Genomic DNA, 16240 nt, shown 5'->3' with positions numbered 1-16240 from the left:
CATGCTTCAAAAACCTGCGTCTTATTTATGTGCGGTTCGGCGTGAAACCCGGGAAAAGACACGCCTCCCGAAAATCAAAAAACACATTTAAAACTTATAAACGAACAGTTATGAAAAAGGTCTTCTTATCCATCGCTACCATGCTTATGATGGGTGTCAGTATCAGCGCCTTCGCTGGAAAGAATGATGGCGGTACCATCAATCAATCAGCCGTCAAATCATTCAAAAAAGATTTCTCCGGCGCCAGCAACATCGTGTGGGAACAAAAGGACAACTATTCAAAGGCTACCTTCTCCCTCAATGGTCAGATCCTCTATGCTTACTATAATAATAACGGTGATCTTCAGGCCGTAGTAAGGAATATCACTTCCGACCTGCTTCCGATCAACCTGCTCGCGTCGATGAAAAAGGATTATGGCGACTGCTGGATCACCGATCTTTTCGAGATTGCATCTGATGATCAGACAACTTACTATGTCACGCTGGAGAACAGCGATAAGAAGATCGTTTTGAAATCGCAGGGAACCGAATTCTGGGAAGAATACAAAAGAGAGAAAAAACCCGTTGCACTCTAATCGTTCCTCACTATAAATGCAGGAGGCCACCCCGAAGGGGTGGCCTCTTCGTTTCATAGAAAATCTATACTTTTGCGGCTCAACCTGAATCTTCAAAAGCACCCATCATGAGCAAAGGTCCTATTTCGCAATTCATTGAGCATCACTACAGGCACTTCAACGCAGCCGCATTGGTCGACGCCGCCAAAGGGTACGAAAAGCATTTACTGGAAGGTGGTAAAATGATGGTTACCCTGGCAGGCGCCATGAGTACGGCCGAACTCGGCATCTCTTTGGCTGAAATGATCCGCCAGGGAAAAGTCGATATCATCAGTTGTACCGGCGCCAACCTGGAAGAAGATGTCATGAACTTAGTGGCGCATAGTCATTATAAACGCGTACCCCACTACAGGGACCTGACTCCGCAAGACGAATGGAATCTGTTGGAAAATCATTACAACCGGGTTACGGATACCTGCATCCCCGAAGAAGAAGCCTTCCGCCGGCTACAGAAGCATCTGGTAAAAGTGTGGAAAGATGCAGAAGCAAAAGGCGAGCGGTTCTTCCCCCACGAGTTCTTGTATAAGGTGGTCCTCAGCGGCGATCTGAAACAATACTATGAGATAGACCCAAAGAACAGCTGGATCGTCGCCGCGGCCGAAAAGAATATCCCCATCGTTGTCCCGGGTTGGGAAGACAGCACGACGGGCAACATCTTTGCAAGCTATTGTATTAAGAACGAATTGAAAGCCACTACCGTCAAAAGCGGCATCGAATACATGACCTGGCTCGCAGGCTGGTACCGCGAGAACAGCGGTGGAAAGGGTGTGGGCTTCTTCCAGATCGGCGGGGGCATCGCCGGCGATTTCCCCATCTGTGTCGTCCCGATGATGTACCAGGACCTGGAATGGCATGACGTTCCGTTCTGGAGCTATTTCTGCCAGATCTCGGACTCCACCACTTCCTTTGGCTCCTATTCCGGCGCCGTGCCGAATGAAAAGATCACGTGGGGGAAGTTGGATATCCATACCCCGAAATTTATTGTTGAAAGCGATGCCACCATTGTCGCCCCGCTCATCTTCGCGTGGGTGCTTGGCTGGTAATCATAACGTAAGTAACTATGAATGCAAATTCTGAAGAGCTGTATCTGGAGGCTGAGGCCGACATTAAGAACAACCAGTATGCAGAAGCTTTCAAAAAGTATGAGAGCATCCTGTATGAAGAACCGGACAGTGCCCCGGCGCATAACTCCATGGGCTGGTTGTACAAGACCCAGTTCGATGATTATGTAAAGGCGGAGAATCACTTTCTCACCGCCATCAAATGCGACCCGTTATATCCCCACTCGTATTTTCACGTTGCTGCGCTGTATATGGATATGGAGCGGTTCGATGAGCTGCGGACGCACCTGGACAAATGTCTCCGTATCCGCACCATCGACAAATCCTGGGTCTATGGGCGATATGCCCTTGCCGAAGAGCTGCGGCAGGATTATGAAAAAGCCGTCTACTACTTCGAGAAGGCGATCCTGGCCAGCCAGAACGACGAGAAGATAAAGGACTACCGGCAGGACATCGAGCGTTGTCAGATGAAAACGGAGATTCATATCAAACACACCTCCGCTTAGCTCCACTCTTCCTTGTCTTTCTCTTCCTGGCGCTTGGTCACACGGACGGAGACCCGGATGCTCAGCTCATACAACAAGATCAGCGGCAACGCTACGATGGTCTGGCTCATCCAGTCCGGTGAAGGCGTAATGATCGCCGCGATGAACAGAATAGCCACATACGCATATTTCCGGTAGGTGCGAAGAAAATTAGGGGTGATGAGGCCGATGGTGGTCAGCACATAGCTGATCAGCGGCAGCTGGAAAGCGATGCCCGATCCGATGATGATATCGACCAGGTTTTCAATATAGTCATCCAGCGTCGGGATGGTATGGATCAACCCGGTGCTGCCCAGGCTATAATTGTAGAGGAAACTAAAAGTAAAGGGCGCCAGCAGGAAGTAGCCAAACGCTACCCCCAGCATAAAGAAGAAGCTGACCCACCAGATCGCGCCCCGGCTGCTCTTCAACTCCTTGGGGGAAAGCGCCGGTTTTACAAACCGCCAGAGCTCCCAGAATACATAAGGAAAGGCGACGACAAACCCTCCCACGATAGCGATGTTGATGCTGGAGATGAATTGCGAGCCGAATTGGGTGGTCTGCAAATGGAGTCCGTTTACCGACTGGAGGCAGAGCGCGTCTTTCATGCCCAGTTTCCGCCCCAGATTGCAAAGTCCTACATAGCTGACGAAGTCGTTGCGGATAGGCCCCTGGATGATCTTATCGAAGATCCAGTCGATCTTGATAAAAATGACAATGGCTACAATAACGATAGCAAAGGCCGAACGGACAATATGCCAGCGCAGCGCCTCCAGATGGTCTACAAAAGACATCTCTTCCTCTCCCGGGTTCCTATTCCTGTTTAACAGATTTAATGCCATTGATTTTTGTAAAAAAGCTCCGCGAAGTTAGTCGGAAATGCGGTAAAGAACGGTTAAAAACGCGATTTTTTACCTTCGGCATAGGTATAAAAAAAACAAGCACTCCATTACAGAGTGCATTGTTTACTCCTAACTGACCTATGAAAAACGTCGCCTCCGGGTGGAGGGAAAATATTTTTATTAGCGTAAGACCGTCAGTTAGGTGGCTGTCTTACAAGACGAAGATGATTAAAAACTGGAAAATGGAAAAATATTAATCTGGTATTAACGATCATTTAACAAATCACTTTAGCACCTTTAGCCGCACCATTTCGATGCGGGTGTCGCTGACATCCAAAATCTCAAATTCGAAATCACCGATGATGATCCGGTCTTTTAAATGCGGTATGGTCTCATGTTGGTTGATGATATAGCCGGAAAGGGTTTCCGACTCATTTACAGGCAGATCGAATCCGTATTTGCGGTTGAGATAATCCAGTTCGAGCCGGCCGGAAAGGATGAACTCGTCATTGGACAATTTTCTTTCTTCGAATTCTTCCGTATCATATTCGTCCCGGATATCGCCAAAGATCTCTTCCAGCAGGTCTTCCATGGTCACGATGCCCGCGGTGCCGCCAAATTCGTCGACCACCCAGGCAATACTCTTCCGCTCGCGGCTGAATTTATTGATGAGATCGGTTGCACTCATGCTTTCCGGTACGGCGGGGATGGTATGAAGTATCGTCTTGATCGTGGGTGGATTCTTAAAGAGGTCTAATTGGTGGATATAGCCCGCGACATGGTCCAGGTTGCCTTCATAGACCACCAGTTTGCTCAGCCGGGTCTTTACGAATTTTCGCCTCACTTCTTCCATGCTCAGCCCTATATCGATGCCCTCGATCTCCTTGCGGGGGATGAGACATTCCCGCACCTTCACCTTGGGCAGGGCCAGTGCGGCCTCGAAAAGGCTTTTATTCAAATCTTTTTTGTCTTCTTCCAGGTCACCCGTCTGCTCCAGGAAATGTTCCAGGTCGGTGCCCGAAAAAGTGTCCTTGCGTTCGTCGATACGGACGTTGAAAACATATTTCAATACCCACTGCGCTATAGATGCAAAGAAGCTGGCAAGCGGGTAGAAAAGCCGGTTGAAGAGATCCATCGTTCCGGCGAAAAAGCTCAGCAGGGCGTCGCTCTTGGCGCGAAACAAGGCCTTGGGGATGAATTCCCCGAAGAGCAGGATGAAGATGGATGCGACCAGGGTTTCGACAAAAAGCCGGATAGCGTTGACATAGCTACCGGGCATGTGTATCTTCGTTGTCAGGTAATTCCATGCCGGCAGAAAGGTCTCTCCCACCATGAGGCCGAAGATGACCAGGAAGATGGTAAAGCCCGCCAGGGAGGTGCCGATAAACTGGGCCGGATGGTCAATAAAATTGCCCAGGATTATCCCGCTGCTCAGGCCCTGCTTTTTCTTCAGTTCGATAGCCAGCCGGTTGGCCCGCATAAACGCGACCTCGATGCCTGCAAAAAAGGCGATCATCAGCCAGGCAATAACTATCCATACAAGGGTATTAGTATTGATCATAATCAACAATCAAAGACGAAAATACTCGGAAAATTTGATATTTCTAGGTTCCCCGGACTGTCCGGGGCCGAAGGGGTCAGGGGGCGCGGTCGGCTTAACAGGAAAGGCCCAAAAAAGATATTACTGCTGCTTCGGCCTCTCTGCAGGCCTTATTCAGGTCGTCATTGACGATGATACGGTCGAAATGGTGCTTAAAGGAGATCTCGTAAGAGGCCTTATTTACCCTGGCCAGGAGGCTTTCCACCGTCTCCGTGCCCCGCATCTCCAGGCGGCGGCGTAATTCGTCCACGGAGGGGGGCTCGATAAAAAGGGAGAGCGTCGAGTCGGGGTATTGTGCCTGGATATGAATGGCTCCCTTCACCTCGATATCCAGCAGGGGGGTCTTGCCCGTACTCCAGATGCGTTCCAGCTCGCTTTTCAGGGTGCCGTAATACTTGCCTTCATAGACCATTTCCCACTCCACAAACTCATTGTGCTGGATCTTTTGCTTGAAATTTTCCAGGCCGATGAAATAGTAATCCACCCCATCCTTTTCATAAGAACGGGGGTTGCGGGTCGCGGCCGAGACGGAAAAGGCGAGTTTGCCGGGATATTTTTCCAGCAGATAGCGGGTGATAGAAGTCTTCCCGGCGCCGGAAGGGGCCGTGATGATGATGATCTTATGGGGGGACGCTGGTGACTCGCTCATATCCTTATATCCTAAAAATTTGTGCGCCAAGCTTTCGTAATCTGTCGTCGATATTCTGGTAACCCCGGTCTATCTGTTCGATGTTCTGGATGATGCTGCGTCCTTCCGCACTCAAGGCGGCAATAAGCAGGGCGACACCGGCCCGGATATCGGGGCTGCTCATCGTGATGCCTCTTAGCCGCTGCTCACGGGCCAGGCCGATAACAGCCGCCCGGTGGGGGTCGCAGAGGATTATCTGTGCGCCCATGTCGATCAGCTTGTCGACAAAGAACAACCGGCTTTCGAACATCTTCTGGTGGATGAGCACCGATCCCCGGGCCTGAGTGGCTACTACCAGCACGATACTCAAAAGGTCGGGCGTAAAACCGGGCCAGGGATGATCGTAGATGGTGAGCACCGATCCGTCCAGGAAGTTCTGGATCTCGTATACATCCTGCTCAGGGACATGGATATCATCTCCTTCCAGCTGCAGTTGGATGCCAAGCTGCCTGAACTTATCCGGGATGATGCCCAGGTTGTCAACGGAAGTATTCTTGATGGTGATATCGCTTTGGGTCATGGCCGCCAGCCCGATGAAAGAGCCGATCTCGATCATATCCGGTAGCATCCGGTGCTGCGTGCCTCCCAGGTAGCCGACCCCTTCGATGACCAGCAGGTTGCTGCCGATGCCTCTGATCTGTGCACCCATCCGGGTCAGCATCTTGCACAGCTGCTGGATATAGGGCTCACAGGCGGCATTATAGATGGTGGTGGTTCCTTCCGCCATCACTGCAGCCATGACGATGTTGGCTGTACCGGTGACGGAAGGTTCGTCCAGCAGCAGAAATGAACCTTTCATATTGCCGGCGTCGAGATGGAAAAGCCCCTCTTCTTGTTGGTAGTGGAAACGGACCCCCAGTTTCTCAAAGCCGATGATATGGGTGTCAAGCCGCCGCCGGCCGATCTTGTCACCACCCGGCTTCGAGATAAAGCCTTTGCGGTAGCGGGCGAGCATTGGTCCTGCCAGCATCACCGACCCCCGCAGCCGCCCGCTTTTTTGCCGGTAGGCTTCGCTGCGCAGGTAATCGACATCGACGTCATCGGCCTGAAAGATACAAGTGTCCCGTTGGGGCCGGTCGATCTTTACACCCATTTCCCCCAGCAGGTCGATAAGCAGATTTACGTCAAGAATGTCAGGGATGTTGGAGATGGTCATCTTCTCCGGTGTCAGCAATACGGCGCTGATGATCTGTAATGCTTCGTTCTTAGCGCCCTGTGGAATGATCTCTCCCGTTAGCTTTTTTCCGCCGATGACTTCGAATGAATGCACGCGCGATGATTTGACTGATCAGTATCGTTTCTTCTTAAATTTATTCCCGCCCCGGTCGTTGTTCCGGTTGCTGTTGTTGTTGTTATTGCGTTGCTGAAACTGCTGCTTCCTTTTATTACGATAGTCCCCATAATTGCCGCGGTTGCCGTCCCGTTCGCGCTCGCGGGGCTGGTCGGGCCGGAAGCTCTTGACATTTGGCGTATTGGTGAATTCCAATTGCCCATTGGTAAGTTGGTTCAGTTCGCTTTGGATGGCGTCGTCATGAACGGTCTCCTTATGCCAGTTGTTATAGGCTAATTTCATGTAATAGGCCACGGCATTGGCAAAACCACTGCGCTTGTCGGGGTTTTCTTCCGCAAGGGCTTTGTTGATGACGATCTCCAGGTTCTTGCCCAGGTGCGAGAATTTGGGATAGCGCTTGGGGTATCTCAGCGGTTTTGGCCGCGCCCGCAACGTCTCCCGTGTGGGAATGGGATAGGGGGATGCGACATCAAGTTTGAAGTCGGAGATCAGGAAGAGATGATCCCATAATTTATGGCGAAAGTCTTCGACATTTTTCAGATGCGGATTGAGAAAGCCCATCAATTCGATAACGACCTGGGCGTTGCGCTGGCGTTTTTCCCTGTCCTCCAACGTCAGAAGATATTCGATCATCTTCTGGATGTGACGCCCGTATTCACGCATGATAAGGTGATTCCGCGTGGTATTATATTCCATACACTCGATTTAAGGTAACAAATCTACAGGAAAAAGCCCAGCCTGCAAACTCCTGCTGGAGCAAAAGGAAAAGCCCCCTGTAGCGGGAGGGCCCTTCGCGAGATCTTGGATTTTATGGTTTTTCAGAGGAATAGCTAATCGATGAGCACCTTGCTCACATATCTTTGATTGTGGGTCAGATCGGTTGTTCGAAGGAAATAAAGCCCCTTCACCGGCTGTGGACTAAGGTCAAGCCTTATCTGGTTGGAGCCCGCGAGCGTCACGGCCTTCTGCTGGACGATCTGCCCCGAGGTTCCGATGAGCTCTACTAAGAAATGTCCGGTCTGGTTGCTGTTGAATTGTACCTGTAAACTATTAGTAGCCGGATTAGGGAAAGTCTGATAGCTGATACCCTCACCCTTGCCTGAACCGTTGGGGTCGACGACAACGACCACCGAATAGCTTACTTTTCCCGAAGGATCCGTCTCCTGGATGCGGAAATAGAGCTTGCCCACATGAGTCGGATCAACGTTGTATTGATATTGGTATTTTGCAGAAGTACCTGTTGCAGAAGCGTCACCTTCCGCTTGTCCGGCGGAGTAGAAATTCCTGCCGTCTGTGCTGACTTGGATCTCATATTGGGTATTGGGTTGTTGATTTGAAGCCAACCATTGCAGGACAATAGCGCCACCCGAGGGCGTAGCCGTAAAATCCTGGATGGTCGTAGCAAGGATGGTGGAAGGACACCAGTAATAGGTGAGCTTCATCGCCCCCCAGTAATTGGTGGTAGGTCCTGCCGTATAGTTCAGGCCCCCTTGCAGGGAAATGACCCCACCGTTGAGCGAATACGTAAATGCTACGCTGCCCGCACCCAGGTATGTCGCAAGGCCCGTGGTGGAGTTAGCAAACCCGATCTCCTTATTGATGATCGTATCGGGCCCATAAGTGACCGTATCGTTGGGGAACCCCAACCGGGCCAGGGTCGTGGGGCCATAAGTGCGGTTATAGCTGTTGGAGATGGAGATGCCGCCGCCGGCAGGCCCTTCCAGGTCATCGGCTACCGTCAGCTGAAACTTATAGGTAACCGAACTGGATGCTTTATTCAGCGCCGAGGTGGTCGTCACCCCCGTCACCGTATCGCCGAGGCTGACACAGCTGAGCGTCCCGATAGACGGGTTGAACTGCGGGAAGCTGACGGTCGTGGAAGCGGCATTCGTAGTGGGAAAGGATTGGTAGTAGCTTATTGGGGTGGCGGGGACTCCGGCGCTGCAATTACATTGAGCATGGGCTATCCGAGGTATATTTATCATCAGTGCGACAATAAATATAGGAGTGTACACACGGTTCATAGGCACGAATTTTAATAGTAGATCGGATTAAAACGGATTAATAGTCAAAATTAAACATCAGCAAGAACGAAGCCAAAGCATTACTACCCTATTTAGGCATACCGTAAAAACCACATTTTACAAACCCTTTACTACAAATAACTAAGTGATTCTGAGTAATTTACCCTTAGTCGCCTGTGGATAAAAATGCTTATCTCCCCCCAAGTGGGTCCGCGTGCCTACCTTTGCCTCCTATGCTCATCCTGCTGGACTGCCGGCCCCTCCAATTCGCCGGGCCCGATAGTGAAAAAAGCCGTCTCCTCTTTTCTGTCGCCGCCGCTCTCACCCGTGAAAGGGATTGGCAGTGGCTCCTGCTGGCCGATAAAACCACCCCACCCGGCTCTTTCCCCGAACTACCCGGCCAGACCCTCCTTATAAAAAGGGCCTTGCCGGGGCGGATAGGATGGCGGCTCTGGTATGACTGGCAGATACCGCGGCTGGCCAAAAAGCATAAGGCCAACCTGGTAATGCTGACGGGAGGGGTAGCCGCGGGTGACACCCTTGTTCCCCAATGCCTGTGGATGCCCGAAAGGGCCGATTCGACAAGAGGCCGGGGTATCCCGCCGGTATATGCCGGCCGCCTCGGGGAAAGCCTGCGCCGGGCCGCAGCAGTATTTTGTTTTTCCGGGCGCGACCGGGATTGGCTGACTGCCCGGGTGAAAACAGCAGCTGATAAGCTGGTGGTCATATATCCTTCACCGGTGGCAGCCATCAGCCCCCTGCCCCCCGTCGACCGGGAAAGCCTCAAAGCCGAATTTGCACAGGGAAAAGAGTATTTCTTTGCCGACGTCACCGCCGCCCGCGAAGAAGGGGTGATCCATCTGTTAAAAGCCTTTTCCCTCTTCAAAAAGAGACAGCTCTCGAACCTGCAGCTGGTGGTGACGGGCATCGCTGCCGAAGGACTGCAGGAAAAGCTGGACACCTATAAATACAGGGAAGCCGTGCATTGGCGGCAGCCTTCCGCGGGCATTAGCGATCGCGCCCATGCCCGGCTTTTGGCCGGGGCCTATGCAGCCCTCTTTCTCTTTGATGGCAACTCGTTGGGAACATCCGTCCTCAACGCCTGGAAGGCCGGCGTGCCGGTGCTGCTGACGGCCGGCTCCCGCCTGCAGGAAATGGCCGGGGACGCCGCGATCTATGCTGATGGGGCCGATGACGCCGCCCTGGCCGCAAACCTCATGTCGGTGTATAAGGACGAGACGCTGCGCAGCCAGCTCATCCAACGGGGGCTGACGCGGATCGCGGAATTTGGCGCCGATAGAGCGTCCGCGGCGGTTCGGGAGGCAATCGATAAAATAATTTAAATTGCGCCTTGCTAAACACTTTTATGACAACCTCCTCTATCAATATCGATGTAACCCTGGACAGAGACCGGGTACCCGAAGACATCCGCTGGAATGCATCAGACTCCGCCACCGAAAATGCACGCCAGGCTAAGGCGATGATGCTGGCCTTCTGGGATGGCGCCGATAAGACAGCCCTGCGGATAGACCTCTGGACAAAAGACATGATGGTCGATGAAATGGCCGACTTTTTCTATCAGACCCTGATGACGATGGCGGAAACCTACCAACGGGCCACCCAGGATCCGGTGTTGATGAACGAAATGAAACAGTTTGCCCGCGACTTCTATAAAAAATTCCGCGACCAGCAAATGAAGACAAACAAACTATAAAAAGATAGTATATGGCATTAGAGCAAAATGTAATGGCACAATTGAAAACAGCCATGCTGGCGAAGGACGAAGCCGCCTTGCGGGGTCTCCGGGCCATCAAAGCGGCGATCATTCTGGCCAAGACGGCTGAAGGCGCCGGTGGCGAATTAAAGGAGGCCGATGAAGTCAAACTGCTGCAAAAGCTGGTGAAGCAACGCAAGGACTCCCTGGAGATATACCAGCAGCAAGGACGTGCAGACCTTGCCAAAAAAGAAGAAGAGGAGATCGCGATCATAGAGAAATTCCTGCCCAGCCAGATGGATGAAGCCGCACTGAAAGCAGCCTTGACTAAGATCATCGCCGAGACGGGTGCAACATCTCCCGCAGACATCGGGAAGGTGATGGGGGTTGCTACAAAACAGCTCGCCGGTCAGGCGGATGGCAAGACGATCAACGCCGTCGCAAGAGAACTATTGTCGAAACAGGAATAATGGCAATCGATGTCCTGCTCCTCATCTTTCTGCTCCTGGCTATTCTCAGGGGCCTGAGGCATGGCTTCATTATTGCCATCGTCTCTGCGGTAGCATGGATCATCGGCATTGCCGCAGCCATCAAGCTCTCGGCAGTGGTAGCCGTTTATGGGAAATCTCACATGCACCTGCCATCGCGCTGGTTGCCGGTGTTGGCTTTTCTGCTTGTTTTCCTGGCCGTTGTCCTGGGACTGCGCGCCATCGCCAAACTCATCGAAAAGGCCGTCGACCTGGCGATGATGGGCTGGTTGAACAAGCTGTTTGGCGTGCTTCTCTACGCTTTTCTCTATATTGCTACCCTCAGCGTCCTGCTTTTCTATGCGGTACAGGTCCATCTCCTCTCTCCCCACACCCTTTCTGCCTCTGTGACATACCCCTATATTCGGCCCCTGGGGCGTATCACAATTGACGAATTTGGTAAATTTGTCCCCTGGTTCGAAGGAATGTTCGTTGAATTAGAGGACTTTTTTGGGCAGATAGGCAACAAACTATAAAACCTTTTGACTGATGATCGGTTATAGTTGACCTGTTTTTTTTTGGGTTAAATCGTTTATTTTAGCGGTTAATTACTGGGAAAGAATCTTATTAGCTGATGCAATACGAAATCAAACAAGAAGAAAAGTTCAGATTCATCGAGGAAGGGCAAGGCGAGCCGCTTTTACTATTACACGGTTTGTTTGGGGCGTTGAGTAACTTCACCGGTCAGATCGAATCTTTCCGCCACACCCACAAGGTCGTGGTGCCGATATTGCCTTTGCTTGACCTGGATTTGTTACATACGACTGTCGGCGGCCTGGAAAAATTCCTCCATAAGTTTATCGAATATCGCGACTACAAAGAGATCAATCTGCTGGGAAATTCCCTGGGCGGGCATGTCGGGCTGATGTATGTCCTCAGGCACCCCGAACGGATCAAATCCCTCATCCTCACCGGCAGTTCCGGTCTGTTTGAAAGCGGTATGGGAGACACCTATCCCAAAAGGGGAGATTATGAATATATCCGGAAAAAGACGGAATTAACCTTCTATGATCCAAAGATGGCCACCAAGGAGCTTGTGGACGAATTGTACGAAACGGTAAATGTCCGGATGAAAGCCATCAAGATCATCCAGCTTGCCAAGAATGCCATCCGCAATAACCTTGGCGAGGAAGTGAGCCAGATTAAGCAGCCTACTTTGTTGATCTGGGGGAACAATGATACGATTACCCCACCCTTTGTTGCGGAGCAGTTTCACAAACTGATCCCCAACAGCGAGCTGCATTTTATTGACAAATGTGGACATGCGCCGATGATGGAAAGGCCGGAAGAGTTCAATACGCTTTTGCTTAAATTTTTGCGAAATTTGAACGAACCGGCAGCAGTAGCATGATTTTTCTCGTCTATAGTATAAAACACCCTGCTTGTTAAACAAAGAGATCATATCCGCCGCCATCCCTTCTCTTCATCTGAATGACCCCGTCTCTCAGGCGCTCGATCTGATGGCGGACTTCCACGTAACCCATCTTCCGGTGGTGGTAGAAGACAAATTGGCTGGACTGGTCAGTGAGGACGATCTGCTGAATGTGGAGGATGACAACATCCTGCTGGCACAGCTGCAGCCTGGTTTCTCCCGCATTGCCGCACACGCCGACGCCTTTTTCTACGAAGCCGTACAGCTGGTCAACGAGAACGGTCTCACGCTTATCCCGGTGATCAACGGGGAATCCGAGTATGCCGGCGCCATCATCGCAACCGATCTGTTAAAGCAGCTGGGCCGCACCACCGGCGTCAACGACCTGGGGGGTATCATCGTCCTGGAGATGGAGAAGGTGAGCTTTTCCTTCACCGAGATCAGCAAACTGGTCGAAACCAACGATGCCCAGATAATCCAGCTCAATACCTTCGCAGATGCGCCTTCCGGTAATTTCTATATCACGCTTCGCATCAATAAGGCGGAGATCTCGGATATCGTCGCTACTTTTCAACGCTATGAATACCAGGTAAAATACTATTTCGGAGAAGAGTTGTATGAAAATGAATTGCGCACCAACTACGACCACCTGATGAACTACCTGAATATCTGATGCCTTCCGGCCGGAAATATCTCTTGCTTTTCCTTCCCCTTTTTTTTGCCCTTCCCACCCTTGCTCAAATTCCCTGCGTTGTCGGCCAGATCATCGTAACCGGCAACAAAAAAACAAAGAACTATATTATCAGGCGCGAACTTTCCTTCAAAAGCGGGGATACTCTAACCCTGAACAACCTGGTAAATGCCTTCCGGACGGCTCACGACCGCCTCATCAACACCCATCTTTTCAACGAGGTGATCATCTTTGCAAAAGACTTCAGAGGCTATACTGTCGATGTGGAGATAGATGTAAAAGAACGCTGGTATATCTTTCCCCTGCCCTACTTCAAACCCGTAGATCGCAATATCAGCGCCTGGGCGCAAAAAAATTACAGCCTCAGCCGGGTGAATTATGGCGGGAAGTTTGCCCATTATAATTTTACGGGGCGCAACGACAACCTCACCGCCTGGCTCATCACCGGCTATACCCGGCAGTTCGAGCTCTATTACAACCAACCCTATGCGGACAATGCCCTCAAACAGGGGTTTGGATTTGGATTCAACTTCGCACAGCTGCGGGAGGTGGATGTCCTCACCGTCAATAATACCCAGGGGTTCATCAATTCCGACACCATTCCCTATGCGGGAAAATACCTTACTCGTCAACTATCTTTTTCCGCCCGTTATTTTTATCGGCCCGGACTCAAGGTTCGCCACACGGTAAACGGCAACGTCGTGTCCACTTCCATCGATAGTGCGGTTGCCGTCTGGAACCCTCATTATTTCAGCAATGGGAAGCGAAGCCTCGTTTACCCGGAATTGACCTATACCTTCAATTATACCGATGTCGATTATGTATCCTATCCACTCGATGGCATCATCTTCGAGAGCAGCCTCACCCGGCGCGGCATCGACAGGGATATGAACCTTTGGCAATGGTCCGCCAGGCTTACCAGGAGCTGGCCGCTGGCGAGAAAATGGTGGTTTGGCGTCCAAAGCATCGGTGTTGTGAAGTTGCCGTTGAGCCAGCCTTTTTATGATCAGAGCCTCTTAGGCTATGGCGACCTGTACCTGCGCGGGCTCGATCGCTATGTCATCGATGGCACGGCCGGCGGCGTCATCAGGAACACGCTTTTCCACCAACTATTCCATTTCGATATCCCCTTCACCCACAACGTCTCCTTCGACCATATCCCCATTCACATCTACGCTACCGCCTTTTCCGATTGCGGCTATGCCTATAACAGGGATTTCAAGGCCAATTCCCTTGTCAACCAGCTGCTGTATACCGCCGGATTCGGGATTGATATTGTTACGTTTTATGATTTAAGCTTCAAGTTCGATTATAGCTTTAATCAATTAGGCCAAAACGGGCTATTTTTACATATCCGTAATGATTTTTAATAATAATAATGGCACGAGGCGCAGCCGACTGCATTTGACCATTGAAAAGACTTTAACTCCAAATGAAAGTAGCAATATATAGCCGGGCGATAGATTATGAAGTACAGAGCGGCGTACAACGACTCTTCGACGAACTGATCCGGCAGCACCTGCAGCCCGTGATCCACGAGCCTTTCCTGGAAAAGTTAGGGTCTTCTTTTGTCCTGCCGGACGGCATCGAATCCTTCCTGGAATCCGACGATCTCGACGATTCCATCGAATTCCTTATCAGCCTGGGCGGTGACGGCACCCTGTTGGATACGGTGACGCTGGTGCGCGACAAGAATATCCCCGTACTGGGCATCAACTTCGGAAGACTGGGGTTTCTCGCCAGCATCGGTAAGGAAGAACTGTCTTCAGCCGTCACAGCGCTGGTCAACCGCACTTTTGTGGTGGATAAACGCTCCCTCATCCATCTCGACGCCAACAGGCCGCTGTTTGGCGAAGTACCCTACGGCCTCAACGAATTTGCTATCCATAAGACCGATACCTCCCCGATGATCAAGATTCATACTTATCTCAACGGGGAGTTTTTGAATACTTATTGGGCGGATGGTCTCATCGTAGCTACTCCGACGGGGTCTACGGGTTATTCGCTGAGCTGCAGCGGTCCCGTCGTTTTCCCCGACTCTGCAAGTTTTGTCATCACGCCTGTAGCGCCACACAACCTCAACGTCCGTCCCATTGTAGTACCGGATAATAATATCATTTCCTTCGAGGTGGAAGGCCGCGCGGAAAATTTCATCTGCGTCCTGGATTCCCGGAAGGAGATCGTGGACAAACAAGTCCAGCTGGCGGTGCGTAGCGAAGCCTTTACCCTTAGTCTGATCCGGCTGAATGAGAACAATTTCCTCCAGACCCTGAGGACCAAGCTTTCCTGGGGGCTGGACACCCGGAATAGTGAGGGTGAGAACAAATTTTAACATATCCATGACGAACACAACAAACGAAAGCCCTAATCTCGTACGTTCCGTATTATTCTATTTTTTATGAAAAAGCTTCTCTTCTGCGGGTTACTGGTATTTTTGACGGTCTTGCGCTCTTCTGCGCAGGAGCAGGCTATTGTTCATGAAGGGGAGATCGGCATCTCGGTAGGGGCGTCGCAGTATTTTGGCGACCTTAATCCCAATCCGCGGTTCAATACGCCGAACCTGGCAGCCAGCGTTTTCTTCCGGAAGCAGTTTGGCAATTATGTGGCCGCCCGCATTGCGGGAAGCTATGCCTTCCTGGCCTATTCCGACAAATACAACTCCAATAATGAGTTCATGTCTCGCCGCAATCTCAGTTTCAATACCAACATCTGGGAGCTGACGCTCCAAGGCGATTTCAATTTCTTCAAATTCGTACCCGGCAGCGAAAACTATCGCTTTACTCCGTATATCACCCTTGGTATAGGCGTCTTTAATTTTGATCCCTACACCTATTACCAGGGGCAAAAGGTCTATTTACGCCCGCTTGGGACGGAAGGCCAGGGTTCGTCGCTCTATCCCGACCGGAAACCCTATGGCAGCATGGCCGTATGCTTCCCGCTGGGGGTAGGGGTTAAATATAACCTCAACCGCCGGATCAACGTGGGAGTCGAACTCCTCTACCGCTTTACGACTACCGACTACATCGACGATGTCGGTGGAACCTATGCGCCTGACGCCCAGGCCCAATACCTGCCCAATGGCCAGATGACCACCTGGTATGCCCTGCAAGACCGCTCCTATGCTACCGGGGAACCCATCGGCATCAAAGGCCGCCAGCGGGGCTCGGGCAATCTGAAAGACAGCTATATGACCGGTCAAGTCTTCCTTACTTTTAACCTGATGGGCTATAAATGCCCCGATACCCGCGGCCTCTAAGGTATTTTTAACCCGGCCAAGCACAAAAATCATATC

At 51.3% G+C, this 16240-nt stretch carries 18 protein-coding genes; 12 read left to right on the top strand and 6 right to left on the bottom strand.

The annotated features are described in order from the left end of the window. The first annotated feature begins 110 nt into the window (after positions 1-110). From IEY39_RS18540 to IEY39_RS18530, 3 genes are all read left to right on the top strand, one after another. On the top strand, positions 111-575 hold the full coding sequence (locus tag IEY39_RS18540; protein ID WP_188934347.1) for a hypothetical protein: 465 nt from the start codon (positions 111-113) through the stop codon (positions 573-575). 107 nt (positions 576-682) lie between these two features. After that, positions 683-1657, top strand: coding sequence for a deoxyhypusine synthase family protein (locus IEY39_RS18535; protein ID WP_188934344.1), 975 nt, complete (start codon positions 683-685; stop codon positions 1655-1657). A gap of 17 nt (positions 1658-1674) precedes the next feature. Then, entirely contained in the window at positions 1675-2181 is a 507-nt protein-coding gene (locus IEY39_RS18530; protein WP_188934342.1) for a tetratricopeptide repeat protein, read from the top strand. Here IEY39_RS18530 and tatC read toward each other — a convergent pair. The 6 genes from tatC to IEY39_RS18500 all read right to left on the bottom strand — a co-directional run bounded on the left by tatC (position 2178) and on the right by IEY39_RS18500 (position 8605). Then, the gene (tatC, locus tag IEY39_RS18525) at positions 2178-3041 is read right to left on the bottom strand and encodes a twin-arginine translocase subunit TatC (protein ID WP_188934340.1); all 864 of its coding nucleotides are present in this window, start codon (positions 3039-3041) and stop codon (positions 2178-2180) included. The two genes, IEY39_RS18530 and tatC, sit on opposite strands and share 4 nt — an antisense overlap. A gap of 283 nt (positions 3042-3324) precedes the next feature. Continuing rightward, positions 3325-4602 (bottom strand): hemolysin family protein, encoded by a 1278-nt coding sequence (locus IEY39_RS18520; RefSeq protein ID WP_188934338.1) that lies wholly within the window; start codon positions 4600-4602, stop codon positions 3325-3327. A gap of 94 nt (positions 4603-4696) precedes the next feature. Beyond that, positions 4697-5290 carry a guanylate kinase gene (gmk, locus tag IEY39_RS18515; protein ID WP_188934336.1) on the bottom strand — a complete coding sequence of 198 codons (594 nt, stop codon included), beginning with the start codon at positions 5288-5290 and terminating at the stop codon, positions 4697-4699. Between the two features lie 4 nt (positions 5291-5294). Then, positions 5295-6599, bottom strand: coding sequence for a UDP-N-acetylglucosamine 1-carboxyvinyltransferase (gene murA / locus IEY39_RS18510; RefSeq protein ID WP_188934334.1), 1305 nt, complete (start codon positions 6597-6599; stop codon positions 5295-5297). An 18-nt stretch (positions 6600-6617) separates the two neighbouring features. Further along, complete coding sequence (locus IEY39_RS18505; protein WP_188934332.1) at positions 6618-7316, bottom strand: DUF4290 domain-containing protein; 699 nt, start codon at positions 7314-7316, stop codon at positions 6618-6620. A 134-nt stretch (positions 7317-7450) separates the two neighbouring features. After that, positions 7451-8605 carry a choice-of-anchor E domain-containing protein gene (locus tag IEY39_RS18500; protein WP_188934330.1) on the bottom strand — a complete coding sequence of 385 codons (1155 nt, stop codon included), beginning with the start codon at positions 8603-8605 and terminating at the stop codon, positions 7451-7453. Between the two features lie 272 nt (positions 8606-8877). On the opposite strand from IEY39_RS18500, the gene IEY39_RS18495 reads away from it, so the two are divergent. The 9 genes from IEY39_RS18495 (at position 8878) to porG (ending at position 16204) form a co-directional block, all read left to right on the top strand. Further along, positions 8878-9987, top strand: coding sequence for a glycosyltransferase (locus tag IEY39_RS18495; protein ID WP_188934328.1), 1110 nt, complete (start codon positions 8878-8880; stop codon positions 9985-9987). A 23-nt stretch (positions 9988-10010) separates the two neighbouring features. Beyond that, a complete protein-coding gene (gldC, locus tag IEY39_RS18490; protein WP_188934326.1) occupies positions 10011-10358 on the top strand; it encodes a gliding motility protein GldC in 348 nt (115 codons plus the stop codon). 11 nt (positions 10359-10369) lie between these two features. After that, positions 10370-10828 (top strand): GatB/YqeY domain-containing protein, encoded by a 459-nt coding sequence (locus IEY39_RS18485; RefSeq protein ID WP_188934324.1) that lies wholly within the window; start codon positions 10370-10372, stop codon positions 10826-10828. Beyond that, positions 10828-11361: a CvpA family protein gene (locus IEY39_RS18480; RefSeq protein WP_188934322.1), complete on the top strand. Its 534-nt coding sequence runs from the start codon at positions 10828-10830 to the stop codon at positions 11359-11361. Before IEY39_RS18485 ends, IEY39_RS18480 begins: the two co-directional genes overlap by 1 nt. A gap of 98 nt (positions 11362-11459) precedes the next feature. Next, entirely contained in the window at positions 11460-12236 is a 777-nt protein-coding gene (locus IEY39_RS18475; protein ID WP_188934319.1) for an alpha/beta fold hydrolase, read from the top strand. A 31-nt stretch (positions 12237-12267) separates the two neighbouring features. Then, positions 12268-12930: a CBS domain-containing protein gene (locus tag IEY39_RS18470; RefSeq protein ID WP_188934317.1), complete on the top strand. Its 663-nt coding sequence runs from the start codon at positions 12268-12270 to the stop codon at positions 12928-12930. Continuing rightward, entirely contained in the window at positions 12930-14318 is a 1389-nt protein-coding gene (locus IEY39_RS18465; RefSeq protein ID WP_188934315.1) for a POTRA domain-containing protein, read from the top strand. The genes IEY39_RS18470 and IEY39_RS18465 overlap by 1 nt, the downstream gene beginning before the upstream one ends. Positions 14319-14380: 62 nt before the next feature. Beyond that, a complete protein-coding gene (locus tag IEY39_RS18460) occupies positions 14381-15280 on the top strand; it encodes an NAD kinase (protein ID WP_188934313.1) in 900 nt (299 codons plus the stop codon). Between the two features lie 66 nt (positions 15281-15346). Then, on the top strand, positions 15347-16204 hold the full coding sequence (gene porG, locus IEY39_RS18455; RefSeq protein ID WP_188934311.1) for a type IX secretion system protein PorG: 858 nt from the start codon (positions 15347-15349) through the stop codon (positions 16202-16204). Positions 16205-16240: the final 36 nt, after the last annotated feature.

The sequence above is a fragment of the Puia dinghuensis genome, from assembly GCF_014642875.1.
GTDB lineage: Bacteria > Bacteroidota > Bacteroidia > Chitinophagales > Chitinophagaceae > Puia > Puia dinghuensis.
Note: the sequence above shows the minus strand (reverse complement) of the source record. Positions and strands in the feature narration are given on the sequence as shown.

Excerpts from the sequence above, each read along its gene's own strand:
- IEY39_RS18540 (WP_188934347.1), top strand. The coding sequence starts at position 111 with ATGAAAAAGGTCTTCTTATCCATCGCTACCATGCTTATGATGGGTGTC.
- IEY39_RS18535 (WP_188934344.1), top strand. The coding sequence starts at position 683 with ATGAGCAAAGGTCCTATTTCGCAATTCATTGAGCATCACTACAGGCAC.
- IEY39_RS18530 (WP_188934342.1), top strand. The coding sequence starts at position 1,675 with ATGAATGCAAATTCTGAAGAGCTGTATCTGGAGGCTGAGGCCGACATT.
- tatC (WP_188934340.1), bottom strand. The coding sequence starts at position 3,041 with ATGGCATTAAATCTGTTAAACAGGAATAGGAACCCGGGAGAGGAAGAG.
- IEY39_RS18520 (WP_188934338.1), bottom strand. The coding sequence starts at position 4,602 with ATGATCAATACTAATACCCTTGTATGGATAGTTATTGCCTGGCTGATG.
- gmk (WP_188934336.1), bottom strand. The coding sequence starts at position 5,290 with ATGAGCGAGTCACCAGCGTCCCCCCATAAGATCATCATCATCACGGCC.
- IEY39_RS18505 (WP_188934332.1), bottom strand. The coding sequence starts at position 7,316 with ATGGAATATAATACCACGCGGAATCACCTTATCATGCGTGAATACGGG.
- IEY39_RS18500 (WP_188934330.1), bottom strand. The coding sequence starts at position 8,605 with ATGATAAATATACCTCGGATAGCCCATGCTCAATGTAATTGCAGCGCC.
- IEY39_RS18495 (WP_188934328.1), top strand. The coding sequence starts at position 8,878 with ATGCTCATCCTGCTGGACTGCCGGCCCCTCCAATTCGCCGGGCCCGAT.
- gldC (WP_188934326.1), top strand. The coding sequence starts at position 10,011 with ATGACAACCTCCTCTATCAATATCGATGTAACCCTGGACAGAGACCGG.
- IEY39_RS18485 (WP_188934324.1), top strand. The coding sequence starts at position 10,370 with ATGGCATTAGAGCAAAATGTAATGGCACAATTGAAAACAGCCATGCTG.
- IEY39_RS18480 (WP_188934322.1), top strand. The coding sequence starts at position 10,828 with ATGGCAATCGATGTCCTGCTCCTCATCTTTCTGCTCCTGGCTATTCTC.
- IEY39_RS18475 (WP_188934319.1), top strand. The coding sequence starts at position 11,460 with ATGCAATACGAAATCAAACAAGAAGAAAAGTTCAGATTCATCGAGGAA.
- IEY39_RS18465 (WP_188934315.1), top strand. The coding sequence starts at position 12,930 with ATGCCTTCCGGCCGGAAATATCTCTTGCTTTTCCTTCCCCTTTTTTTT.
- IEY39_RS18460 (WP_188934313.1), top strand. The coding sequence starts at position 14,381 with ATGAAAGTAGCAATATATAGCCGGGCGATAGATTATGAAGTACAGAGC.
- porG (WP_188934311.1), top strand. The coding sequence starts at position 15,347 with ATGAAAAAGCTTCTCTTCTGCGGGTTACTGGTATTTTTGACGGTCTTG.